This window comes from Actinomadura formosensis, assembly GCF_050948385.1.
Taxonomy (GTDB): domain Bacteria; phylum Actinomycetota; class Actinomycetes; order Streptosporangiales; family Streptosporangiaceae; genus Spirillospora; species Spirillospora formosensis.
The window spans coordinates 5855323-5880827 of record NZ_CP192011.1 but is presented as its reverse complement, the minus strand read 5'-3'; the positions used below and the strand labels follow the sequence as shown (position 1 = coordinate 5880827).

Annotated in this window: 12 protein-coding genes; 9 read left to right on the top strand and 3 right to left on the bottom strand. The window is 69.8% G+C overall.

The genetic code is table 11. From position 1 onward, the window contains the following. The first annotated feature begins 543 nt into the window (after positions 1-543). The gene (locus ACQP1N_RS27665) at positions 544-810 is read left to right on the top strand and encodes a hypothetical protein (protein WP_131732840.1); all 267 of its coding nucleotides are present in this window, start codon (positions 544-546) and stop codon (positions 808-810) included. Positions 811-1046: 236 nt separating this feature from the next. Here ACQP1N_RS27665 and ACQP1N_RS27660 read toward each other — a convergent pair whose 3' ends face one another. Beyond that, a complete protein-coding gene (locus ACQP1N_RS27660; protein ID WP_433227502.1) occupies positions 1047-4385 on the bottom strand; it encodes a type ISP restriction/modification enzyme in 3339 nt (1112 codons plus the stop codon). 494 nt (positions 4386-4879) lie between these two features. Here ACQP1N_RS27660 and ACQP1N_RS27655 point away from each other — a divergent pair, with 494 nt between their 5' ends. Then, positions 4880-7234, top strand: a complete 2355-nt coding sequence (locus ACQP1N_RS27655) for an arylsulfatase (protein WP_433227501.1) — start codon at positions 4880-4882, stop codon at positions 7232-7234. 126 nt (positions 7235-7360) lie between these two features. Here the strand turns inward: ACQP1N_RS27655 and ACQP1N_RS27650 are convergent, their stop codons facing one another. After that, the gene (locus tag ACQP1N_RS27650; RefSeq protein WP_067798115.1) at positions 7361-8050 is read right to left on the bottom strand and encodes a Clp protease N-terminal domain-containing protein; all 690 of its coding nucleotides are present in this window, start codon (positions 8048-8050) and stop codon (positions 7361-7363) included. Between the two features lie 138 nt (positions 8051-8188). Here ACQP1N_RS27650 and ACQP1N_RS27645 point away from each other — a divergent pair, with 138 nt between their 5' ends. The 3 genes from ACQP1N_RS27645 (at position 8189) to ACQP1N_RS27635 (ending at position 12869) form a co-directional block, all read left to right on the top strand. After that, a complete protein-coding gene (locus ACQP1N_RS27645) occupies positions 8189-8764 on the top strand; it encodes a helix-turn-helix domain-containing protein (RefSeq protein ID WP_067798118.1) in 576 nt (191 codons plus the stop codon). Between the two features lie 189 nt (positions 8765-8953). Beyond that, entirely contained in the window at positions 8954-10243 is a 1290-nt protein-coding gene (locus ACQP1N_RS27640) for an aminotransferase class V-fold PLP-dependent enzyme (protein ID WP_433227500.1), read from the top strand. Positions 10244-10316: 73 nt separating this feature from the next. Beyond that, complete coding sequence (locus tag ACQP1N_RS27635) at positions 10317-12869, top strand: methyltransferase domain-containing protein (protein ID WP_433227499.1); 2553 nt, start codon at positions 10317-10319, stop codon at positions 12867-12869. Between the two features lie 29 nt (positions 12870-12898). Here ACQP1N_RS27635 and ACQP1N_RS27630 read toward each other — a convergent pair whose 3' ends face one another. Beyond that, positions 12899-13885, bottom strand: a complete 987-nt coding sequence (locus ACQP1N_RS27630) for a beta-ketoacyl-ACP synthase 3 (RefSeq protein WP_433227498.1) — start codon at positions 13883-13885, stop codon at positions 12899-12901. A gap of 365 nt (positions 13886-14250) precedes the next feature. Between ACQP1N_RS27630 and ACQP1N_RS27625 the strand changes: the two genes are divergently transcribed. Genes ACQP1N_RS27625 through ACQP1N_RS27610 form a run of 4 tightly spaced genes read left to right on the top strand, consistent with a single transcriptional unit; the run spans position 14251 to position 25498 of the window. Further along, the gene (locus ACQP1N_RS27625) at positions 14251-14511 is read left to right on the top strand and encodes an acyl carrier protein (RefSeq protein ID WP_433227497.1); all 261 of its coding nucleotides are present in this window, start codon (positions 14251-14253) and stop codon (positions 14509-14511) included. Between the two features lie 25 nt (positions 14512-14536). Then, a complete protein-coding gene (locus ACQP1N_RS27620) occupies positions 14537-19972 on the top strand; it encodes a type I polyketide synthase (RefSeq protein WP_433227496.1) in 5436 nt (1811 codons plus the stop codon). 20 nt (positions 19973-19992) lie between these two features. Beyond that, a complete protein-coding gene (locus tag ACQP1N_RS27615) occupies positions 19993-24666 on the top strand; it encodes an amino acid adenylation domain-containing protein (protein WP_433227495.1) in 4674 nt (1557 codons plus the stop codon). A gap of 7 nt (positions 24667-24673) precedes the next feature. Then, positions 24674-25498 (top strand): thioesterase II family protein, encoded by an 825-nt coding sequence (locus ACQP1N_RS27610; protein ID WP_433227494.1) that lies wholly within the window; start codon positions 24674-24676, stop codon positions 25496-25498. Positions 25499-25505: the final 7 nt, after the last annotated feature.

Here is a 25505-nt window from a genome sequence, read left to right as displayed (position 1 = left end):
TGCTCACTTCATGGAACTGCACCCAAACAGATTCGGCTGCGAAGCGTCCGACGCCGGTCCCCTGCGATCCGCCCTCGGTCTGACCAACTGCAGTGGCCTGCCCAGTTAAAGGCACCTCTCTGCGTCAAGCGGCGGCGAGCGGAGAGGCATCCAACTTGTTGGATCGGTGGCGTTGATCGCGGTCTGCAGCCAAGATCAATAAGGCTGTGGCCGGGGTCGCTCCAGTTGCACCTGCCGCCCTCCGGCTGGCTCATTCACCGGCGTGCGTGCCGGCCGCAGCCGCCGGCGAGAGTGGGCTCAAGAGAGATCTGCACCGCCGGCACCGCGCGGCCGAGTTGTCCAAGCCCTCGAAGCCGGCGTCCGCGCCTGGGCCCAGCAGAGGAACACCAACCCCAAGCTGTTCGCGTGGGGCTCAAGCCCACAGCCTACGGATTGAAAGCGAGATCGGCGGGCCGGCGGGGTTCGGTCAAGCTTCGCCCTGCTTCCCCGCGACGCCACCGCGCGGCGAGAGTCGGGCGCGGTGGTGGCCGCCACGCCTCCCAGGTGCGCGGCCGTCAGCTGGACGAGCTCGGGGAGCCGCCCGTCGGCGGAGCCGTCCGCGAGCTCCGCCGAGTGCCAGCAGGCGAACAGGAACGGCACCAGGACCGCGATGGCGCCCGCGGTGTGCCGGGCTTGGGCGATGGTGAGCTCGCGCTGAAAGTGCGGTGCGAGCTCGGCGACCGTGCCGAACTGGCCGATGGCCTGGCGGGCGGCGCGCTCGCCGGAGGGCTGTCGGGGGGGCAAGTCGGCGGCGGCGTCCCGCGTCGGTGAGCTCGTAGCAGCGGCGGCTGCTCGCCCAGATCGAGGCCCACCGAGCGGCTGGCGGAGTCGCCGGCGAGACGGCGCGTGCGGCAGCGACGCGACTGACCATGCTGACGGGAATCTTCAATTTGCTCTGGGCGGTCGTGGTGGTGCTGATGATCGTGCGGCCCGGCTCCACCACCGGGGCGTGAGGACGAAGTGGGTCACAGCGGGCGGGGAACCATGCGGTGAGGCGAGGACCGAGGTCAGCTGCCGGGGAGGGGAGAGGAGTTGGGTGGTGCTGATGTCGGTGGCTTTGTGGCGGCGAGGGGGACGGGGAGGACTCCGGCGTCGTTGAGGTCGCTGTTGCTGATCAGCGGACCTGCACAGATCTCGTCTAGGAGTCGTTCCTGTTCCGGGTGCAGGAGCACGCATCCTGTCAGGACGGAGAGAAGTGCCAGGAACTCGAACGTGAGGGTACGGCTCCAGGCGGTCTGCGTGATGTCGTCGAGCCCTGACGACCTGCGCTTGTTCCGGGGGCGGGTGGTCCGGTCGTTCAACCAACGCCACACCACACGCCGACCGGAGACCGTGTAGTCGATGACTTCCTGCCGCACGGGTGCGAAGGCCCCGCTGCCGACGTAAAGCGTTTGTGCATCCGGATCGTAGGCGAGGTGCTCGGGAAGCCGCTCGGGGAGTGATCTCACGGGAGCCAGGCACTTGATGCCGAAGCGCTCGACGATGGCACGCTCAGAGCGTTTAAGCGTCATGGCGGGATCACTGAGGCGGCTGCCGTACGTGTGGAGCCAGAGGACCTCGTGGCCGATGGTCAGTGCGTCGCCCCACAACGCCGGGTCCGCGGTGATCGGGACTCGTACGCCTGGCTGTCGTAGCTGTTGTCTGAACCGGTGGGTGTACCCGGGGTGGGCGGTCACAGCCGCGATGTAGGCCAGCACATCCGGCGCGGAGACGGAGAGCCCCAATACGCCGCTGAGATGGTTGAGCAACTTGCCGGTCATGTTGGGAACGTTGCCTGTGGGATCGCGCCAGAGCGGGCGCACCCCTCCGCCACCCCAGCCACAGTAGTGGTGGAGGTCTGGTACGAGTCCGGTGAAGGTCAATGCCGGGCCGTCCTCGATCTGGTGGGCGTCCTGCTCGGAGACATAGATCTGCTGCTCGGATCGGACCTGCCAGAGCGGGGGGCGGCCCCTGGCCAGGAGCCGGTTGTCGGGGATGAGCCACTGCCGGTCGAATGAGCGGTAGGCCACTTGGACCGGTTCGGGACAGGAGCCGAACTCTTCTGCCAGCGGTCGAAGGGGGCGCGGGAAGCCGGGCAGCGGCTTGACCTTGCTGTGCAAGGTTCGGTCCCGGCCTTCCCGGAAGAGTTCGCGGCGCTCCCCGGCCGGAGCGGCCAGAAACGCGCGCCAGCGGTCTCGTAGCAGGTCGGCTGTGGGTGCGTACACCCAGGTCCGTCCTGGGGTGATGCCTCGGGAGCGCCAAGGCATGAGATCACTAAGTGAAGGGAAGGCCGTCCATGTTGGGTCGCCGGCGGGGAGGAAGGCGTCCTGCCATTCGCGGCTGCAGCGCAGCCAACGTGGATCTGTCGTTTTCAGCCCCTCCAGTGCGGAGCGCTTCTCCTCGCGCGTTCCGGTCAATTCGAGATACCGGACGTCGGCTGCTTCCTCCTCATCGGAACAGGCGGCGTTAGCGAAGATGAGGATGCTGAGTTGCCGGCCCACATCGGGTCCGAAGATGCGAGTGGGCATCGGTGGACGGTTGCCCTCGGGGGTGAGTTCGATGACCCAGCCCACCTTGCACTTGCGTCGCAGATACTCACGCAGACCGCTGAAGGCACGGCCTCTGGTCACACTGGACGGGACGATGAAGGCGACTATGCCCGCCGGCATGCGCTGCTCGGCCTCGAACACCTTCCAGGTCGCCCAGCGCAGGAAGTACCAGGGCGTGCCGTGCAGGTCGGACTCGTAGCGGCCGAGACCGTCGGCTCTGAACTCGTCGATGGAAGGGCGCTTGGAGACGGACCGGGACCCAGATGCTCCCCGCCGCGGATGTTCGATCCATGGGGCGCGGCCCTTCGCGTTTTCCACGTGCGGTGGATTGCCGATGACCACCATCACCGGAACCTTGAGCTTGATGTCGTTCGCCTCGTCGCGCGCTTCCTCCATCACCCGGTAGGGGGCGCCCAGCTTTCGCTGCACGTGGTTCGGGTCGGCCAGCGCATCGGTGAGGAATCGCCGCGCCTTGGGGGGTGTCTCCACCTGGAACCGGGTCTTGAAGGAGCCGTGGATGCGAAGTTCGGCGACCGCATACGGGGCGACCTGGATCTCGAACCCGATGAGCCTTTTCGAGACCAGGTCATGGACGAAGTCCTCGCGTGTCCCGGGACCGAGCTTGTCGCCGACGCGGTCGGCCACGGCGCTGATGATCTCGACGAGGAAGGTCCCGGTGCCCATCGCGGGATCCACGATCACGACGTCGTCGTCGGCGAAGCCCCACTCCTTGCCGAGATGTTCTTGCAGTACCTCGTCGACAAATCTGACTATATGGCGGGCGACGTCAATAGGGGTGTAGTAGGAGCCGGTGTCCTTGCGCAGCACGGGGTCGTAGGTCGCGAGGAAGCGTTCGTACAGGTAGGCGTAGGCGTCCGCCGGGCTGACGTCGAGATCATGAAGGCGGGCGACGTTGATGACACGGCGCAGGGTCTCGATCGTGTCCAGTTCATCGTCCACGCCGCTGGTGAGCACGGCGAACGCCTGCCCCATCAGCAGGTGCCGCTTCCCCAGTTTCTGGGCGATCTCGTGGTAGGTCTCGCCGAGGAGGTCGATGCCGTCGACACGGGCCAGGAGCAACGCGAACGTGATCGTTTGTGCGAACGCGTCGGCGAACCGTTCGTTGTCGAGACCGGGGAAGAGCAGGTCCCGCCAGTCGTCGGCGAGCAATGCCAGCCGCATCTGCGACCGCTTCTTCAGCGGGTCGGTGATCGCGGCGTGGACCTCCTCCTTCAACAGTCCGCACAGGCCCCCGATGATTTTCACCAGCGAGGTCAGCGTTTGCGGGGACTCCGGCTCCCAGAGCAGGAAGCGCCGAAGGACGCCGACCAGTTCGGTGACGGCATGCTCCGAGGGGCGGCGCAGGTCAGAGATCGTGTTGGCGAGCCTGACGATCGACGAGATCCGCTCGCCGTACGAGTACTGCGCCCACGTTACGCCGTCGGTATAGACCACGTTCGGGAGCGAGCAGAGCTTGCTCCACTGTTCCTGGTCGCCTTTCGTCGGGCGCCACTCCGCCGCTCCGGGGACACCCTTGCCAGGCTTTTTCAACTCGACGTAGCCGACTCGTACTTGCCCGATGTTCACGGCGTAGTCCGGCCGCGCGCGGAGTGGGCCGAGCCTCACCTCGCCATAGGGAACGGCCTCTACGCCGATGAGGGAACCGAGTTTCCGCAGGAGTATCTCTAGCGGCCCTCGTAGCTGGTCCTCCTCTGCTCCTCCCAGCCCCCGTTTCTGGGATACCGTCCGGCCGAACTCTGCCACGATCGCCTGTGCGGCGGCCCTGGTCTCGGGCTTGGAGGACCGTGTCACGCCCACCTCCAGAGAAGAGCGGCACCGCCCTCACCGTGAGCGCTGTTTCGGACTTCATCAAGTCGCTGGAGGGTCGCATCTGCACTGTTGGCCACATCCGGCTCAGCCCGTCACGCCGGACATACCTCGCTGAGCCGCGAAACGTGTCCGGAGTTTTCATACGTGCTGATCAAGGAGGGGGCCTATCGCAACGGGCCCGTGCGGCTTTGAGCCGCATCCAGCCGATGAAACCCGGATTACCGGGCGCCGTGCGGTCGTCTGGACCGTGACCCGCGTCGAGCACTGGCATTTGCCGAGCGCATGAAATGCCGCCCGGAGGTGACCATTTCATCGCGAGGCCTTGACGCGGTGCGGGTGCCACCGCCGCCCGCGGAGGGAACGTACGCGGTGACAGCACACGCAGGAAGCGCACGCCGCCGTGCGCGACGGTGACGGCAGGACGTCGCGCTCCCGGAACACGGGTGCCCGCTTCCGGTTCGGCCCGCTGGGGGAGAGAGATCATGGCGAAGGGCTTCAAGGGCAGGATCGCTCTGGACATCCGGGATTCGGAGCCGGACTGGGAGCCGTTCCTGTCGCCGTGGGCCCCGAAGGGCTCCCCGAACGTGCTGGTGATCGTGTGGGACGACGTCGGGTACGGGACGATGGACTGCTACGGCGGGCCGGTGAAGACGCCGACGATGACCCGGATCGCGAATCTCGGCGTGCGGTACTCCAATTTCCACACCACCGCGCTGTGCTCGCCGACCAGGGCGTCACTGCTGAACGGGCGGAACGCGACATCGAACGGGATGGCCACGGTCGCCGAGTTCAGCGCCGGGTTCCCCGGGATCTCCACCCGCATCCCGGCGGGGAACGGGTTCATCTCCGAAGTCCTCGCCGAACGCGGCTACAACACCTACTGCGTCGGCAAATGGCACCTCACTCCCGGGTGGGAGACCGGCATGGCCGCGTACAAGGGGCGCTGGCCTCTCGGGTGCGGGTTCGAGCGGTTCTACGGCTTCCTCAACGGCGAATCGAGCTCCTGGTACCCGAGCCTGGTCCACGACAATCACCAGGTCGCCACGCCGGGGACGCCCGAGGAGGGGTACCACATAGCCAAGGACCTGTCCGACAAGGCCATCCAGTTCATCCGGGACGCCAAGGCCGTCGATCCGGACAAGCCGTTCTTCATGTACCTGGCGCTCGACGCGGCCCACGCGCCGCACCATGTCTTCAAGGAATGGGCCGACCGGTACAAGGGGGTGTTCGACCAGGGCTACGAGGCGATCCGGCCCGAGATCCTGCGCCGCCAGAAGGAGCTCGGCCTGCTGCCCGAGGACACCGAGCTCTCCCCGATCAACCCGCACGGCGAGCCGCAGGCCACCGGACCGGACGGGCAGCCGTGGCCGGTGCTCGACACGGTCCGGCCGTGGGACTCGCTCAGCGCCGGCGAGCGGCGGCTGTTCGCCCGGATGGCCGAGGTCTTCGCCGGCTACGTCTCCTACTCCGACGACCAGCTCGGCCGGGTGATCGACTTCCTGGAGTCGGCCGGCGAGCTCGACAACACGATCATCGTGGCCGTCTCCGACAACGGCGGAAGCGGCGAGGGCGGCCCGGACGGGACGTTCAACGAGTGGCGCTTCTTCAACGGCCTGCCCACCCCCGCCGAACTGTCCCTGGAGCACATCGACGAACTCGGCGGCCCCTCCTCCTACAACCACTACAACACCGGATGGGCGTGGGCGTTCGACACCCCGTTCCCGTACTGGAAGCGCTGGGCCGGCTACGAGGGCGGTGTGGCCGACATGTGCCTGGTCGCCTGGCCCGGCAGGATCAAGGCCCGGGGCGAGGTGCGCCACCAGTACGTCCACGCCGTCGACGTGGCCCCGACGCTCTATGACCTGCTGGGCGTCCAGCCGCCCGAAGTGCTCGGCGGGCGCCCGCAGAACCCGATCGAGGGCGAGAGCTTCGCGGCCTCCATCACCGACCCGTCGGCGCCGGGGAAGCGGACCCAGTTCTACACGATGCTGGGCCAGCGCGCGATCTACCACGACGGGTGGCTGGCCTGCACCGTCCACCCCCCGCTGAGCGGCTGGGGCAGGTTCGAGGACGACGAGTGGGAGATCTACGACCTCTCCCGGGACCGCGCCCAGTCCAAGAACCTGGCCGACCGGGAGCCCGGCCGGCTCGAGCGGATGAAGAGCCTGTGGTACTACTACGCGGGCAACTACAGCGGGCTGCCGCTGGACGACCGCACCGCGCTGGAGCAGACCCTCGCCGAGCGCCCGCAGGGCACCCCGGCCCGGGACCGCTACATCTACTACCCCGACTGCGCGCCGGTGCCCGAGCAGTCCGGCGTCATGACCAACGGCCGGTCGTACACCATCGTCGCCGGGGTCGACGTCCACTCGGACGACGTCGAGGGCGTCCTGTTCGCCCATGGCGGCGTCTCCGGCGGGCACAGCCTCTACATCAAGGACGGCCGCCTGCACTACGCCTACAACTGGGTGGGCAGCCGCCTGCAGCTCGTGGCCGCCGACCTGTCCCTTGAGCGTGGCAGGCACACGTTCACGGCCGAGTTCAGGGCCGAGGAACGCAGCACCGACCCCGAGATGCCCGGCACCACGGGATCCCTCACCCTGTACGTGAACGAGCAGCGGGTGGCCGGCGCCCGCATCATCACCCAGCCCAGCTACTTCTGCCCCGTCGGAGACGGGATCTGCGTGGGCCGCGACGACGGCTCGCCCGTCGCCCCCGGCTACCGGCCGCCGTTCCGGTTCACCGGAGGCGCCATCGACCGGGTCGCCGTCGACGTCTCCGGCGACCGCTTCATCGACCACGTGGCCGAGGTGCGCGGCTGGCTGATGGTCGACTGACCGCCTGCCGGCGATCGGCGTCCGCCCGGGCAAGGGGTCATTCGCTCGACGGCACCGCGGTGGCAGCCCGGGGGCTGAAGCATCGCTCCTGGCCGGGGCGGTACGGCACCGACCCGTCGTCCGGTGTCACTGAGCGGCCAGCCATTCCTCTACGCCGCGTTGGTCGACGCCCAGACGACGGAGGACCTGCGCGCCGACGCCGTGTTGCTCGGCAAGGACTCCGAGCAGGATGTGCTCCGTTCCGACGTAGTCGTGACCGAGCCGTTGCGCCTCCCGCACACTCAGTTCGATGGCCCTCGTGCCTCGCGGGGTGTAAGGGAATTCTCCCGACAGGTCGTCAGACCGCGGCCCGAAGACCTCACTCATCGCCGCGCGCAGCCGTTCCGGCGTGGTCTTCTCGGCGAGGGCCTTCGCCGCCAGGCCCTGTGGCTGGCTCAGCAGGGCGAGAACGATGTGCTCGGTACCCACGTAGTTGTGCCCGGCGGCGCGCGCCTCGTCCTGGCAGGCGACCAGGATCGCCTGCGCACGGGGAGTCCACCGATCGTGGGCCCGCGCGAGTGCGGCCACGTCCGCGGGCTTGGTGACGAACCGCTTCTGGGCGGCCTGTCTGGTCATTCCCATCGTTCTGCCGATCTCGGCCCAGGTCGCCCCGGCGTTGTGCGCCGCGTTCACGAAATGCCCGACGAGCTGATCGGAGACGTCGTCGAGCATCCCGGACATGGCTATCGCGTCGGAGAGGTGCACGAGCGCGCCGCCATCCGGGTGAGACGCGGTCACGCGGTTTATCAGGTCATCGAGTCGCACTGGTTCTTCCATGCTGTCAACCTGAAAATGACAGATATGAGGCGATATGACCGTGGCCCGGCCCAGAGCCCCGCACCGCGACATCGAAGTTCTGTGTCATGGCAACCATGATCGGTTCCTTCGGCGGGAGAGGCCACTAAACTTGCGAGAATGGCAAACACGGACGAGGTGCTGGCCATGGTCGGGCCGCGGCTGCGCGCGATCCGTAGGCAACGTGGGACGACCCTTGCCGACGTGGCGGCCGAGACGGGTATCTCGGTGTCCACGCTGTCGCGGCTGGAGGCCGGTCGCCGCCGTCCCACGCTGGAGCTTCTGTTGCCGCTGGCGCAGGCGTACGGGGTGCAGATCGATGAGCTGATCGGTGCGCCGCCGACCGGTGATCCGCGTATCCACCTGCGTCCGGTGCAGCACAAGGGCATGACGTTCATCCCGCTGACCCGCCAGGTCGGGGGCGTGCAGGCGCACAAGGTGATCATTCCGCCGCAACGCCGCACACCCGAGCAGAAGACCCACGAGGGTTACGAGTGGATGTACGTGCTCCGCGGTCGTCTCCGGCTGCTCCTGGGCGACCAGGAGCTGGTGCTGACCGAGGGTGAGGCGGCCGAGTTCGACACCCGGGTGCCGCACTGGTTCGACAGCGCCGATCCCACCCCGGTCGAGGTGCTCATCCTGTTCGGTCATCAGGGCGAACGCGTCCACCTCCGCGCGCGCTCCGTACCGCGATAACGGCCGGCCACGCCGGCGGATCGGGTGAACGTCGGCGCGCGCCATCGTCCGCACTTTCGTGTGGCATATGGTCCGCACCCCCGGGGCTTGTCCACAACGGTGTGGTCTCGGAACGTGATTCGTGGGTCTGGTATCGCTAATTCTTGAGATGTTTGTGAACGCCATCTTTTCTCTCAGTTAGGTGCGCTGATGACAGCTGAGCAGACCTCGTCCGGGCTCTCCCGCGACGTACGGGCCGACTTCCCGATTCTCGTAACGGACCTCGACGGCAAGCCGCCCGTATATCTGGACAACGCCGCGACGACGCAGATGCCGCGTCAGGTGCTGGACGCCATGTACGACTACTACAGCAACGACAACAGCAACGTCGGACGTGGCGTCCACACGCTCGGCATGCGGGCGACGGATCGTTTCATGCGGTCACGTGAGCGCGTCCGTGCCTTCCTGAACGCCGCCCAGGCAAGTGAGATCGTGTTCACCAAGAGCACGACCGAGTCGGTGAACCTGGTGGCGCAGAGCTTCGGGCGCCAGGTCGTGTCGGACGGCGACGAGGTCCTGATCAGCGGGCTTGAGCACCACTCCAACCTGCTCCCGTGGCGGCGGCTGTGCGAGCAGACCGGGGCCGCTCTGAAGGTCGCGACCGTCGACGAGCACGGCGAGCCGTCCCTGGACTCCTTCCGCGCGCAGATCACCGAACGGACGCGGCTGATCGCGGTGGCCCACGTCTCCAACGTCCAGGGCACCGTGAACCCCGTACGCGAAATCACCGCGGCGGCGCACGACCACGGCATCTTCGTGCTCGTGGACGGTGCCCAGGCCGTCGCGCACCGGAGCGTGGACGTGCGGGACATCGGCGCCGACTTCTACTGCTTCTCGGCGCACAAGATGTACGGCCCGCATGGCACCGGGGTGCTGTACGGCAAGGCCGAGCACTTCGAGCGGATGGAGCCGGTGCTCCTCGGCGGCGGCATGGCGCCGATCGCCTCGTACGACGGCCCGCTCATCTCCATGCCGCCACTGCGGTTCGAGGCGGGCTCGCCGAACATCGCCGGCATGGTGGGCACCGCGGCGGCGATGGACTATCTCGACGGCCTCGGCCGGGACGCGGTCCACGAGCACGACGCGGCGCTGGCCGCGCGCGCCGCCGAGGGGCTGCGCGCCCTGGGCGGCGTCACCGTGTACGGGGCCCAGGCGCCGCGGGGCGGCATCCTCTCCTTCAACGTGGACGGCGTACATCCGCATGACGTCGGCGGCCATCTGAACACCTTCGGCATCGCCACCCGTACCGGCGTGCACTGCGCGTCTCCCTTCATGGACAGCCTCGGGCTCGTCGGATCCGTCCGTGCCTCGTTCGGTGTGTACAACACGATGGACGAGGTCGAGCTGCTCATCGAGGCGGTGAAGACGTCGGAGAAGGGCTTCTGGTCGACGAACCACCCGAACGAGCGATTCCTGCCCCCCGGCCGAGACAGCGGCTGACCTGGCGGAGCGCCGCGGAAGCCCGGGGATGGCGAGGGGTGCCCTTCGCCACACATCACCAAGGAGAACCGTCATGCCGGAGCACCGATCCGCCGTGGCCGTCGCCACGACGGAAGCGGCGGATCGGCGCGCCGAGGCGCGTCGTATCGCGTTTCTTTTTCAGGACGGGGTGCTGCTCGCCGCGGCCGTCTCGGCGTTCGACGCGCTCGGCCTGCTGGACGGAAAGCCGTACAACACCGGTGGCCTTCCCGGCACCGGGTACCTGGGTGCGGCCTGGCACTGCCTGGCCGCGGCCGGCTGGATCGAATCCGACCCCGCGGCATGGACCGAGCGGGGCCTGGGGGCGCTGCGGCACCGTGCGCGGTTCGTCGCGGGCGGGGCGTTCCTCACCCGCTTCGACGACAACGCCCCCGACTGCTGGGCTGCTCCCTGGGACGCCGCCACCCGGGCGGCCTTCGCCGACCTGCTCCGTGAGCACGAGCGGTGGCGGGCCGGCGCCGACCCGGCCGACCCGCTCACGACCTACCTCGACGCGACCCTTGCCGTGCCGGCGATCCTCACCCTGCGCGGCACCGGCGGCCTGCACCGTCCGACCGGCGACTTCGCACGGTTGTTCGTCCTCCTCGGGTGGCTCGACCGCGACGGCGGCTGGACCGGACTCGGAAGGGCCTGCCTCGCCTTCTCCGGCCACTGCGGTCTCGTCGGCTCGTATCTGCCCATGCTGAGCCGGCTGCAGCGGCTGTTCCGCGGGGAACTGGTGGTCACACCCGGCCACGACGAATGGCACTGCCAGCGACGAATCAACGTGGAGGCCAGTTCAGCCGCGCACCGGCGGTACTTCTCGGACACGGACTCGATCATCCAGGAGATATTCCGCCGCACGCCCCGCCCGTCCTTCGTCGCCGACATGGGCTGCGGAGACGGAACCTGGCTCGCCCATCTGCACGCCCTCCTCGGGGACGGCGTCCGGTACGTCGGCATCGACGCCAGCCCCGTGGCCCTCGACCGAGCCCGCGATGTGCTGAGCGCGGCGGGCGTGCCCGACCCGCTGCTGCTGATCGGCGACGTCACCGACCCCGACGCCCTGCGCACGCGGCTCGCCGAGCACGGCCTCGCGATCGACGACGGGCTGCACATCAGATCGTTCCTCGACCACGACCGCACCTACCTCGGTGTGGACCCGCGCGACGACGGCCCGGGCTGGTCCGCCGGCGTCCATCTCGCGTCCGACGGGAGCCCGCTGAGCGCCCGCGAGGTCGAATCGGACCTCGTGGCCCACCTTCGGCGCTGGCGGCGGCACGTCGGCAGATTCGGGCTGGTCGTCATCGAGGCCCACAGCGTGGCCCCGAAGGTGGCCCGCCACCAGGTCGGCGCGTCGCACTCCGCGGCACTCGACACCTACCACGCCCTGTCGCACCAGTACCTCGTCGAGTACTCCGCGTTTCTGCGCTGCTGCGGACTCGCCGGACTGCAACCGGTCGGCCATCTCGAGCGCCGGTATCCGAGGAACAAACCGTTCGTCGCGGTCTCCGCGAACCACCTCGTGACGGAACGGCCGATGCCGGTCGGCCCGCCGCGGGCGCGGCACGACACCTGGTCGCCGGGGCCGGAGGACGATCTGGCCGACGGCGCCGCCCTGCACCGGCTGCTGTTCACCGGCGGCGACCTCGCCCGCCCGCGAACCTGGTGCTCCGGCCCGACCGGCATTGTCGTCCACCAGGTGCTCGAGGCGGTGGAGGCGCGCATCGAACACGCCCGCCCCGGCGACGCCGTCCGGGTGCTCGATTACGGCGCGGGCACCGGCTTCGCCTCCATCGAGCTGACGAAGGCGTGCCTTGAGCGGAACGTCGTACCACGCCTGGCCGAACGCGACGCGACGTTCGAGCTGCATCTCGTGGACATTCCGGGCGGGTGGTTCGCGCAGGGGTACGAGCTGCTGCGGGACGTCCCCTGGACCCGCTTCCACGCCCTCCGCCGGCCCGGCGGCGGAAGCTTCCGCCCACTGCGTGAGGTCCTGGCGGGGCAGGAGGCCGACGCCGTACTCGCCAACATGGTCTTCCACCTTCTCCCCGCCAGGGCCATGCGGCGGGCGGCGGCGTCCATCGCCGGCGTGCTGCGTCCCGGCGGGCTGCTCGCCTTCAGCGCACCCGACCTGGCCGACCGGCGGGCGGACTCGGTGCTGTTCCACGACGCCAACCGGCTGGTGAGGCGGTACTGGCTGGCCGCGCTCGACACCGACGACCCGGGCGGGCTCGCACCGGTCCTCCGCGAGGCGGCGGCATCGGTCCGGCGGCCGCTGCGCGCGGACGCCCAGCGGCGCGCGGACCGCAGGATCCTGCCGGCGCCGGTGCACGGCGAGGTGGTGGCCGCCGCGCTGGCGCCGTACTTCGAAGGGGCCATCGAACGGCGCACGTACGAGTTCCTGGCCGAGGAGTGTCTGCTGGGCGCCCTCGTCCCGGCGAATCAGCGGGAGTACTTCGCGGAGATATCCGACCGTCGGCTGCGGGAGGCCGTGATCCGTCATCTGATGCTGGACCGGGTGCTGCCCGAGATGATGAGCGGCCCGGCGGGGACCGCGCACGGAGTGAACGTGGAATGGAAGCTCGGCCGGTTCACCGCGAGGTGATGTCCGCGCCGAAGCAGTGATCTCGGCGCTCAGCCGGCGGGGGAGGGCGAGGCCCCCGCCGGCGGGGCGGGCTCCGGGGCCGGGGCGGGTACGGGGATATCAGGCCAGGTCAGGGTGGTGGAGGCCCAGGCGAGTCCGGCGCCGAACGAGGTCAGCAGCACGCGCATGCCCGGTTTCAGCGCCCCCGCGTGCACGGCGTGGTGGAGGACGAGGGGGATGGACGCGGCCGCGGTGTTTCCGACGTCGGCGATGTCGGACAGGACGCGCTGCTCGGGGACGCCCAGCCGGCGGGCCACGTCGGCGGAGATGCGCTCGTTGGCCTGATGGGGGGCGACCGCGTCGATCTCGGTGAGCGCCCAGCCGGCCTGCTCGGCCGCACGCCTGGAGGAGGCCACCATGCGTTGCACGGCATGGCGGAACAGGTCACGGCCCGACATGGTGAGGAACGGGGCCCCGCCGGGCGCGGCGTGGTGATCGGCGCGATGCCGGGACCCGCCGGCCGCGATGTGCACCACACTGCCGTGCGTCCCGTCACTGCCCAGGTCGAACGGACCGAGCGCTCCGCTCTCGCCGGGTGTTCCCGGACGCAGGACCACGGCTCCCGCACCGTCCCCGAAGAGGGGCGCGGTCTGGGCGTCATCGGGGTCGGCCACCCGTGTGATGGTGTCCGCGCTGATCAGCAGCACGTGCTCGGCGACACCGGCGCTGATGAGACCGTGGGCGACGGCGAGCCCGTAAACGAAGCCGCTGCAGCCGGAGTTGAGGTCGAAGGCGGCGACGCCGTCCAGTCCCAGACGGGCGGCCACCCAGGGGGCGCTGCCGGGAACGATGTGGTCCGGTGTCGTCGTGGCGAGGACCACCGCCTGCACCTGCGTGACCGAGGCCGCCTCCAGCGCTCTGCGCCCGGCTTCGGCGGCGAGGTCGCCGGTGCTGACGCCGGGGGCCGCGACGCGGCGCCGCCGGATTCCGGTGCGCTGCGCGATCCAGTCATCAGTGACTCCCAGCCTCGCGCCCATCTCGTCGTTCCCGACTTCGCGCCGGGGGAGGCAGACGCCCAGCCCGCACAGAACCGAGCCGGATCCCCGCCGCCTACCGGTTGTTTCGTCCATGTCACCCTTCCGCCCGAAGGTTCGACGAGGATCGCCGAGATCTTCGATGCTAGTTGGGGACTGCGTTTCTATCGGGCGCCGGACGTGCGCGCCATGGTGCGCACTTTCGCGCGGTATATCGTCCGCTCCGCCGGGGCTTGCCCGCATCGGCCGGTCCCGTGAATTTTAAGTCGGAAGCCGCTTTGTCAACGATCACTAAAGGCCCACGACCACAAAACCGCATCATCCTCATGACACCACGCAGTGTGCGCTCCACGGAAAGCAGGTCCGCCGTGCTCGTCGACCGGCAGCGGATCGAGGACTGGCTGGTCGCCCAGATCGCAAGCATGCAGAGGATCGAACCCGAGCAGGTCGACGTGGACGAGTCCTTTATCGCCAATGGCCTCAGTTCGAGTTCGAGCGTCGCGCTGATAGGTGATCTCGCGAAAGTGCTGGGTGTCACGCTGTCGGAGACGCTCACTTGGGAGTACCCCACCATCGCTGCGCTGGCTGAGCATATTGCCGGTATCGGCGCGAGTCCGCACGACGACTGACGATCCAAACAGGAGTGCGTGTCGCATGGAACCCATCGCGATCATTGGCATGGGGTGCCGGTTTCCCCGTGCCGACGGCCCCGACGAGTTCTGGAGGCTTCTGCTTGACGGGGTGGACGCGATCAGGGAAGTGCCGCCCGATCGTTGGAAGGCCGACGAACTCTACGATGCCGACCCCGCCGCTCCAGGCAAGATGATCACGCGCTGGGGCGGTTTCCTGGACGATGTCGACCGCTTCGACCGTGAGTTCTTCGGCATCTCACCGCGCGAGGCGAGTGCCATCGACCCGCAGCAGCGGCTGCTGCTGGAGGTCGCCTGGGAGGCGCTTGAGGACGCCGGCCAGGTGGTCACGGCGCTCGCCGGCACCGACACCGGAGTCTTCATCGGCATCAGCAGCTACGACTACGCCCTGCTGCAGGCGCCCCGCTTGGAAGGCATCGACGCGTACTGGGGCACGGGCGTCGCCCTCAGCGTGGCGGCCAACCGGATCTCGTACATGCTCGATCTGCGCGGCCCGAGCCTGGCCGTCGACACGGCCTGCTCGTCGTCCCTGGTGGCCCTGCACACCGCATGCCAGAGCCTGTGGAGCGGGCAGTCGCACCTCGCGATCGCCGGGGGCGTGAACATGGTCCTGTCGCCCGCCTTCGGGATCAACCTGACGAAGGCCGGCGTCCTGGCCCCGGACGGACGCTGCAAGACGTTCGACGCCTCGGCTGACGGCTATGTCCGTGGTGAGGGCGCGGGCATCGTGGTGCTCAAGCCACTGGAGCGCGCGCTCGCCGACCACGACGAGATCCGGGCGGTGATCCGCGGCGGCGCGGTCGGGCAGGACGGGCGCACCAATGGGCTGATGGCGCCGAACGGGCGGTCACAGGAGGATCTGCTGCGCGCCGCGTACCGGCACAGCGGCGTCGCGCCGGGCGATGTCGGCTACGTCGAGGCGCACGGCACGGGGACGCTGCTCGGCGACATGATGGAGGCCCAGGCCCTGGGGCGCGTGACCGGGCATGACCGCCCGCCTGAGCGGCCGTGCCTGGTCGGATCGGTCAAGTCGAACATCGGCCACCTGGAGGCCGCCGCCGGGATCGCGGGCGTGATCAAGACGGTGCTGATGTTCGAGCATCGCCAGATCCCCGCCAGCCTGCACGTCGAGAACCCCAATCCGCAGATCGACTTCGAGTCGCTGCGGCTGCGGGTCGCGCGTGCCGGCGAGCCGTGGCCGCGGCACGAGGGTCCGCTTCGGGCGGGTGTCAGTTCGTTCGGCTTCGCCGGGACCTGCGCCCATCTCGTGCTTGAGGAGGCCCCGCCCCGCCGCTCCGACGGCGGTCATGGCCGGCCGCGCGAGGACGGAACCGTCCTGCTTCCCCTCTCGGCCCGGAGCCCCGAATCGCTGCGGCAGGCGGCGGAACGATTCCTGGGCGTGCTCACGGGGGAGGACGATGCCCGGCACGACCTCACCGACCTGGCCCATACCGCCAGCACCCGCCGCTCACACCACCGCCACCGCCTGGCGCTCATCTCCGGCTCCCGCGATGAGGCAGCGGACCAGCTGCGGGCCTTCCTGGCGGGTGAACCCAGTCCCGGCATGATCTCGGGCGACGCGGGCCGGCGTCGTCGTCGCCGGCTGGCCTTCGTCTGCCCAGGACAGGGGCCGGTCTGGTGGCCGCTCGGCCCGGCGCTGCGCGAGGAGCCGGCGTTTCTCGCCGCGCTGGAGGAGTGCGACCGCCTGGTCCGGGCCGAGGCCGGCTGGTCGCTGCTCGATCAGCTCTGGGCCGATGAGCAGGCGTCCCGCCTCGACGAGCCCGACTTCTGCCAGCCGGCGCTGTTCGCCGTTCAGGTCGCGCTGGCGAACATGTGGCGGTCGCACGGCATCGCGCCGGACGCCGTGGTCGGCCACAGCATGGGAGAGGTGGCGGCGGCGCACCTGTCGGGCGCGCTCAGCCTGGAGGACGCCGTGCGCGTCATCTGCCGGCGCGGCCGAGTGATCCGCACCGTCTCGGGCCGGGGGCGGATGGCCGTCGTCGAACTCCACGCCGACGCCGTCCGGGACGAGCTGCGCGGCCTGGAGAACCGCGTTTCGGTGGCGGCGGTCAACGCTCCGACGTCGACCGTGATCTCCGGAGACGCGGACGCCGTCGAGGAGGTCACGGCCCGGCTGCAGGCGAGCGGGGTCTTCGTCCGAATTCTGCAGTCGGTGGACTTCGCGTCGCACAGCCCGCAGATGGAACCCCTCATGGGCGACCTCGCCGGTGCCCTGTCCGGCCTGAGCCCGACGTCGCCGCGACTGCCGATGTATTCGACGGTGACGGGCAAGCTGGTCGACGGAGGCGCCCTCGACGGCGGGTACTGGGCCGAGAACATCCGGACCCCGGTGCTCTTCGCCGCGGCGGTCGACGGCCTCCTCGACGGCGGTCATGACGTGTTCGTCGAGCTGTCGCCGCACCCTGGACTGCTGCCCGCGATCGCCCAGAGCGCGCAGGCCGGGGGCCGGGAGACCGTGCTCGTGCCCTCGCTGCGCCGCGACGAACCGCCGCGCGACGTCATGCTGACGTCGCTCGGCGTGCTGTACGCCACCGGCTTCGAGCCTGAGTGGACCGCGCTGCATCCCGAGCCTCGGCGCCCGGTGCGGCTGCCGGGCTACCCCTGGCAGCGCGAGCGCTGCTGGCTGCCCTCGCCGGGTGCCCTGCCGTACCTCCCCGGCCAGGCCGGCGGCCATCCCCTGCTCGGGCACCACCTGCAGCTCGCCGACGCGGCGGGGAGCCATGTCTGGGAGAGCGCCGTCAACGTGGAGTCCCAAGCCATCCTCGACGACCACCGGGTCCAGGGCATCGCCGTATTTCCTGGCGCCGCCTGGCTCGAGATGGCGCGGACGGCGGCGGCCCAGGTGTTCGGCGGAAGGTCCGGTGTTCTCACGGCGGTCGAGTTCCAACGCATGCTCGCGTTGGACGACGCCGACACGGCCACGATCCAGCTGAGGGTGTCCGCCGCGGACGGCGGTGGGGCGAGCGTGCGCGCGTATGCACGGCCAGCGGACGACTCCGGCCGCCGGCCGGAGTGGACGCTGCATATGACCGGGACCATCGAGCCCGGAACACCGGCCGAAGCGGATCTTCCGGCACTGGACCTGGACGCCGTCCGCGCGCGCTGCCCGAACTCGCTCGCACCCGCTGACTTCTATCGGGACCTGGAAGCGCGGGGCCTTGAGTACGGCCCGGCGTTCCAGGCGATCGAACAGCTTTGGCAGGGTGAGCGAGAGGCGCTTGTCGCCGTCGTCCCGCCCGCCAAGGTGGCGCCCGAGACCGGTTCCCATGGCATCCACCCAGTGTTCCTTGATGCCGCTCTTCAAGCCCTGGTCGTCGCCTTCCAAGGCGATACCGATGCTGACGACCGGCGCCCTCTTGTCCCTCTCGCGATCGAACGAATGGTGGCGCGGCCTCCGGGGACGGGCAAGCAGGATCGCCTCTGGGCCCATGCCCGCATCCGCCCGGGAAGCGAAACCGTTCCGGCCGGCGTGGTCGGGGACGTCCGGCTGGCCGACGCCGACGGAACGACCGTTGCCATCCTTGAGGGCGTCCATGTCAGGCGGCTCGACGGTGACGCGTGGATGCCCGCGTCGATGGCGCTCGATCGCGCACTCTACGAAGTGCGGTGGCAACGCCGGGGGCGTGGCGCCCCCCAGCGATCGAGCCGGCCCGGCGGCGGCTGGTTGATCTTCGCCGACGGCCGCGGTGTGGGGGCGGCTCTGGCGGCATGTCTCACCGAGGACGGCGAGCGAGCCGTCCTGGTGGTCGCCGGAGACGGTTATGACGACTCGGATCCCGGCCGGCTCGTGATCCGCCCCGATCATGGCGACGAGATGCGCCGGGCGGTCGGCGCGGCGCGGGAGCGGATGGGAGGGCTGAGGGGTGTCGTGCACCTCTGGAGCCTGGACGCCGTGTCGCTCCGCGCCGCACAACAGCGGGGCGTCGTCAACGTGCTGCACCTGGTGCAAGCGCTCGCAGAAGGTGCGACGGCGGATACGGCGGATTCGGACCCTCGTCTTTGGCTCCTGACCAGCGGCGTCCACGGCGTGGACGGCTCGTCCCCGGTGTCGGTGGCTCACGCGCCCATCTGGGGGCTCGGCAGGGTGGCCGCGCTCGAACACCCCGAGCTGCGGCCCACACTGGTGGACCTCGATCCCTCCCCGGATCCGGCGGCCGCGCGGTGGATCGCCGACGAGCTACGGGCTGACGACGCGGACACCCAGGTGGCGGTCCGGGACGGGGTGCGGCACGTGGCGCGGCTGGTTCGCCGAGCATCACCGCGCACCGTACGCACCGATGTCGTGCGCCGGGACGCGACCTACCTCGTCACCGGCGGCCTCGGCGCGCTGGGACTGCTGGTGGGACGCTGGCTGGTCGAGCACGGTGCGCGCCACCTCGTGCTCGTCGGCCGCGGGGATCCTGATGACGGCGCCGACCGGGAACTGCGGTCGCTGCGCGATGCGGGCGCCGAGGTCCGCGTGGCGCGTGCCGACGTGAGCGATGAGCAGGCCCTTGCGCGGGTCCTCGCCGACGCGGCGGCGTCCATGCCGCCCATCCGCGGCGTCGTGCACGCCGCCGGCGTCCTCGACGACGCCACCCTCGGCACCCTCGACCCGGCGCGTCTGCTGGCCGTCCTCGAACCGAAGGTCGCCGGGGCGTGGAACCTGCACAATCTGACGGCCGACCTGCCACTGGACCTCTTCGTGATGTTCTCTTCGCTCGCGGGGGTGCTCGGGTCGCCGGGGCAGGGAAACTACGCGGCGGCCAACGCGTTCCTCGACGCACTCGCCTCGTTGCGGGCCTCGCAGGGCCGGCCGGCTCTGAGCATCGCCTGGGGAGCGTGGGAGAACACGGGGCTGTCGGTGCGGCGCGCGGGCGCCGGCCGGTTCGTCGAACGCGCCGGGATCAAGGGCATCGCGCCGTCCAGCGGCGCCGGGTGGCTGGGACCGCTGTTCGGCATCGAGGCGGCGCAGGTCGCCGTCGGGTTGGTGGATTGGCGGCGCTGGGCCGAGGCGGCGGGCTCCCCGCTGATCTCCGAGCTCGTGGCCGGCGCCGGGCCGGCGCCGGCGGCCGCCGAAACGCCCGCGCGCCCCGGCGGCCTCACCGCCGATGATCTGTTCGCCGCCGATCCGGCGGATCGTCAAGGGCTGCTCGAGTCGTACCTGCACGGCGCGATCGCGCGAGCGCTCGAAATGAAGCCGGAGCAACTGGACGCCGACCAGCCGCTCAACGAGATCGGTCTGGATTCCCTGGTCGGGGTCGGCATGAAAAGCCAGGTCGAAGTGGAACTCGGCATATCGCTGCCGTTGGCCGCCGCGCTCGAAGGCTCCAGCGTGCGGCAACTCGCCGCGCAGATGCTGGCCGGCGCCACGACCGGCACCGCGCCACCGCGGGATGACGGCTCGGAAGAGTCCTGGGAAGAGTTCGAAGTTCTGTGAAGTCACCTGGAGGCAAAGCAATGGGAACCGCGCAGGAGTTGATTGCGAACCTCTCACGACGGGGTGTCACCCTCTGGGCCGACGGAGAGGAACTCCGCGTTCGCGCCCCCAGGAACGCCCTCACGGACGAGCTGCGCAGCGCGCTGCGGGAACACAAGGCCGAGATAATCGCCACGCTCCGTGAGCGCGCCTCGGCACGGCCGACGGCCATCCCGAAGATCGTCCCGGCGCCCGAGGAGCTGCACGAGCCGTTCCCGCTCACGGACATGCAGCAGGCCATCTGGGCCGGCGGACGCGACGCGTTCGAGATCGGCAACCTCGCGGGCAACGGCTACGCCGAGATCGACACGGTCGCCCTCGACCTGGACCGCTTCGCGGACGTCTGGCGCCGGCTGATCCAGCGGCACGCCATGATGCGCGCCATCGTGCTTCCGGACGGGCGGAACCAGATCCTGCCGGAGGTGCCGGACTACGAGATCGAGGTGCTCGACCTGCGCGGCCGGCCGGCCGACGAGGTGACGGCACGGCTTGAGGCGTTCCGCCAGGAGATGCCGGGGGAGATGTTCGCCCGGGACACCTGGCCGCTGTTCCGGATGCGCGCGACCCTGCTGGACGGCGACCGTACGCGCCTCCACTTCGGCTTCAGCCTCCTCGTCGCCGACTCGCTGAGCCTGATGCAGATCCTGCGGGAACTCTCGCTGCTCAACAGCGGTGAGGAGCTGCCGCCGCTTGAGCTGACGACCCGGGACTACGTCGTCGCCAAGACGAATCTGAAGGGCACGCCCATCTACGAACGGGCGCTCGACTACTGGCGGCGGCGCCTGCCGACGCTTCCCCCGCCGCCCGAGCTGCCGATCCAGGTCGCACGCACCGACGGCCCCCCGGTGTCGAAGGCGCTGACCGTCCGGATCCTCGAACCCGAGTCCTGGACACGGTTCAAGGCGCGGGTGCAGGAGGCCGGCCTGATGCCGGGCGCCGCGCTGCTGACCGCCTTCTGCGACGTCGCCGCGCTCTGGAGCAAGACCGAGGAGTTCAGCATCAACGCGCCGTTCTGGGATCGGCTGCCGGTGCACGGGGACGTCGGCTCGATCGTCGGCAGCTTCGCCCTGCCGAACCACCTGCGCGTGCTGGCGTCTCCCGGATCCACCTTCCTGGAGCGTGCCCGGCGCCTGCAGCGGCAGCTCATCGAGGACCTGGAGCACTGCCGCTACGTCAGCGGAGTCCAGGTGATGCGCGAGCTGGCGAAGGCATACGGCGGGACCCCCCGCCGGAACACCTACGTCGTGTTCAACAGCGTCGAGATGAGCAGTGTCGAAATGTCGGGGATCGGCGAGCTCGGCTACACCGTCAGCCAGACCCCGCAGGTGTACCTGGAGGTCCGCAGCGCCGTGCGCAAGGGCGGGCTGGAGTTCACCTGGGACGTCCTGGACTCGGTGTTCCCGCCCGGACTCGCCCAGGACATGCTGGACGCCTTCGTGCGGCATGTGCGCCGGCTCGCCGAGGTGCCGGGCAGCTGGGACGAGCGGAGCCGCCGGCACATCGTGCCCGCGGCCCACCGGGCGCGGCAGGCCGAGGTGAACTCCACGGCGGCGCCGGTACCCGCCGGACTCCTGCACGCCCCGTTCGTGGCACGGGCGGCGGACCGGCCGGACCGGCCGGCGGTCGTGTCGACCACCAGAACGATCACCTACGGGGAACTCGACCGGCACGCGACCCGGCTCGGCCGCTGGTTGCGCGATCAGGGCGTCCGGCCCAACACGCTGGTGGGCGTGGTGATGGACAAGGGCTGGGCGCAGGTGCCGGCCGTGCTCGGCGTGCTCAAGTCGGGGGCGGCGTACCTGCCGCTCGACGCATCGCTGCCGCGCGAACGGCTGCACCGCATCCTCAAGGCCGCCGAGGTCGGGATCGTGCTCACGCAGGAGGGCGCCCGCAAGCGCATCGAATGGCCCGAGAACATCCGGTGCCTGCCCGTCGACAGGGAGCTCCTCGACGACATTTCCGAGGAGCCGCTCGAACCGGTCCAGCGCGCGGACGACCTGGCGTATGTGATCTACACCTCGGGCTCGACGGGCGTGCCGAAGGGCGTGATGATCTCTCATCGGAGCGCGCTCAACACGATCCTCGACGTCAACCGGCGGTTCGGGGTCGGTCCCGGCGACGGCGTGTTCGGCCTGTCCTCGTTGAGCTTCGACCTCTCGGTCTACGACGTGTTCGGGACGCTCGCGGCCGGTGGGCGCCTCGTGCTGCCCGACGAGTCCGGGCTGCGCGACCCGGCCCACTGGCTCGACATGATGCGGCAGGGCGGCGTCACGATCTGGAACTCCGTGCCCGGCTTCATGGGCCTGCTGGTCCAGTACGCCGAAGGCGTCCGGGCGGACATTCCCGCCTCGCTCCGGCTGGCCCTGCTCAGCGGCGACTGGATTCCCGTCGCCCTTCCCGACCGCCTGCGGCGACTGGTCCGCGACGTGCGGGTGATCAGCCTCGGCGGCGCGACCGAGGCCGCGATCTGGTCGATCATGCACGAGATCGACCGGGTGGATCCGGCCTGGACCAGCATCCCCTACGGCAAGCCGATGGCCAACCAGCGGATCCACGTCCTCGACCGCGAACTCGACGTGCGTCCGACGTGGGTGCCGGGCGGCCTGTACATAGGCGGCATGGGAGTGGCCGACGGCTACTGGCATGACAAGGAGACAACGGATGCCGCCTTCATCATCCATCCGGAGAGCGGCGAGCGCCTGTACCGGACCGGTGACATCGGACGCCGTCTCCCCGACGGCAGCATCGAAATACTGGGCAGGGAGGACTTCCAGGTGAAGATCGGCGGCTACCGAATCGAACTCGGCGAAATCGAGAGCACCATACGAGAGCACCCGGCGGTGCGCGAGGCGGTCGTCCTCGCCGTGGACGGCGAGGGCGACGGCAAGCGGCTGGTGGCGTACGTGGTCGCGGACGGCGGGACCCCGCCTGAGACGGGCGAACTGCGGACGTTCATCCGCGACAAGCTGCCCGAGTACATGGTTCCCAAGACGGTGGTCCTGCGCGACAGGCTGCCGCTCACGGCCAACGGCAAGGTCGACCGCAAGGCCCTGGCCGAGTCCGACATCCCCGAGCTCGACGCCGCCCCCCGGCTGGCCGCGCCGCGCACGCGGCTGGAAGCGCAGCTGTGCGAGCACTGGCGCGACGTGCTGGGGATCGAGGAAGTGGGCATCTACGACAGCTTCTTCGACCTCAGCGACGACTCGCTGCAGGCCGTGAACCTCGTGTCGAAGATATCCGACACGGTCGGAAAGCAGCTCGGGGTGCGCTTCCTGTTCGCCCACCCCACCATCGCCGAGCTTTCGGCCGTGCTCGGCAAGCCGGACGCCGAAGACCGGGCGACGGAGGGGCGGGCAGGCGGCCCGTCGGGCAACGGCGAGGTCAAAGGCAGCGTCACCACCGAACGGCGCGACCTGCTGACGCTGTACGCGAGCGGCAAGATCCCGCAGGTGGACGGGGCGGGCGTGCTGGCCACGCCGGCGGGCCTGTTCGAGCGGGCGGGCATCAACCCCGGCGACGTCGCGCACAGGCTCATGGCCATGGACACCCCCCATCTGTGCGGCATCATCGACACCAACCTGGGCCGCATCGCCACGATCATGATTCCGCGCCTCGACACGGCGGAGCTGTACCTGAACCGGGAAAGGCTGGTCGAGACGATCGTCGGCGGGATCGAGATGGGGGCCCGGCTCGGGGCGAAGAACATCTCCCTCAGCGGACTGCTGGTGACGGCGACGGACTACGGCCGCGGTGTCGCGGACGCCATCAAGGACCGTACGGATCTTCCTCCGGTCACCAGCGGCCACGACACCACCTCCGCGGCGGTGCTGCTGAATGTGGAGAACATGCTGGGCATGTCCGGGCGCAGCATGGAGAACGAGGTGATGGGCATCCTCGGGGTCGGTTCGGTGGGCAAGGCGTCCATGCATCTGCTGCTGACGCACCTGCCGCACCCGCGCAAGCTCATCCTGTGCGACCCCTACGCCGCGACGAGCGACAGCCCCAGAGGCCCTGCGGCGGGGCTCCCCAGCCGGCTCAAGAAGGCCGCCGACGAGGTGCGCGACGTGATCGGCTACACGGGCGAGATCCAGATCATCGGCGGGACGTCCACGTTGCCGGAGGAGTTCTACGAGGCGACCGTGATCAGCGCGGACACCAACGCGCCCGACATCGTCGACGTGGCCAGGCTCAGGCCCGGCGCCATGCTGGTCGACGACTCGATTCCGCCCTGCTACGACCGGGACGCCGCGATGGCCAGGATCGAGGAGAAGGGCGACCTGCTATTCGGCCAGGGCGACGTGATCGAGGGCGCCGCGCCGATGCACAAGATATTCGGCTGGCCGCCGATGATGTACGAGCTGGCCGGTGAAGAGGGCGTCAGCTGGTTCGCGGCCAACACCCCTGACGCTTTCAGCACGACGCAGATCACCAGTTCCGTCCTGTCCAACGTGCTCGTCGCACAGGAGGGCATAGGGCCGGTGACGGGGCCGTCCCAGCCGGAGCGGGCCGCTGGGCATCTGGAGGTCCTGCGCCGGAACGGCTACGTGGGCGGGCCCCCGCAGTGCGACGGCATGATGATTCCCGAGGAGTCGATCGCCCGCTTCGTCGAGCAGTTCGGCGGGGTCGGCAAGCAGAACGCCAAGGCGACGTCCTAGGACTCCCATGCAGGAGCCACAGGAGCGGACCGGTCGGGCTCGCGATCTGGGCCGGCGGGCCCACCTCGCGAGCCGGCCGGACCCCCGGAAATGGATTCAGTGTCCGCGTCCGAATCCGGACGCGAGCCTGCGCCTCGTCTGCCTGCCCTACTCCGGTGGCCGGGCGTCCGTCTTCACGTGGCTGGCGGCGGAACTTCCCGGCGACGTCGAGGTGTGCGCCATCGAGTTCCCCGGCCACGGCCGCCGGCTCGGCGAGGCGCCGATGACCCGCCTGCGGCCGCTCGTCGAACAGCTCGCGGACGTCATCGCCGCGCGGATTCGTCCGCCGTTCGTGCTGCTCGGATACAGCGTCGGGGCGCTGATCGCCTTCGAGACCGCACGCGCGTTCGTCCGCCGGGGCGGACCCGGGCCGAACGCGCTGTTCGTCGCCGCGGCCAGAGCCCCGCACCTGCGGTCGCCACGCCCCCCGCTGCACGAGCTGTCCCGAGCCGAGCTGGTCGAGGGGCTCCACCGCCTGGCCGGCCGGCACAACGAACTGCTCGACAACGAGGAACTCGTCGATGTGATGCTGCCCGTGCTCCGCGCGGATCTGGGCCTCGACGAGACCTACGCCCGCGAGCCGGGAAGCCCGCTCGACTGCCCGATCGCGGCCTTCGGGGGCAGCGAGGACTGGACCGTGTCGCGACCCAGTCTGGAGGCGTGGCGCGAGCACACCACCGGCGATTTCTCGGCCACCACTCTGCCCGGTGGCCACTTCTTCCTCGACTCGTCGCGGGGGCTGTTCGCCGAGGCACTGACCGCCGAGATCAAACGCCTTGACGAGATGATCTGAAAGAGGG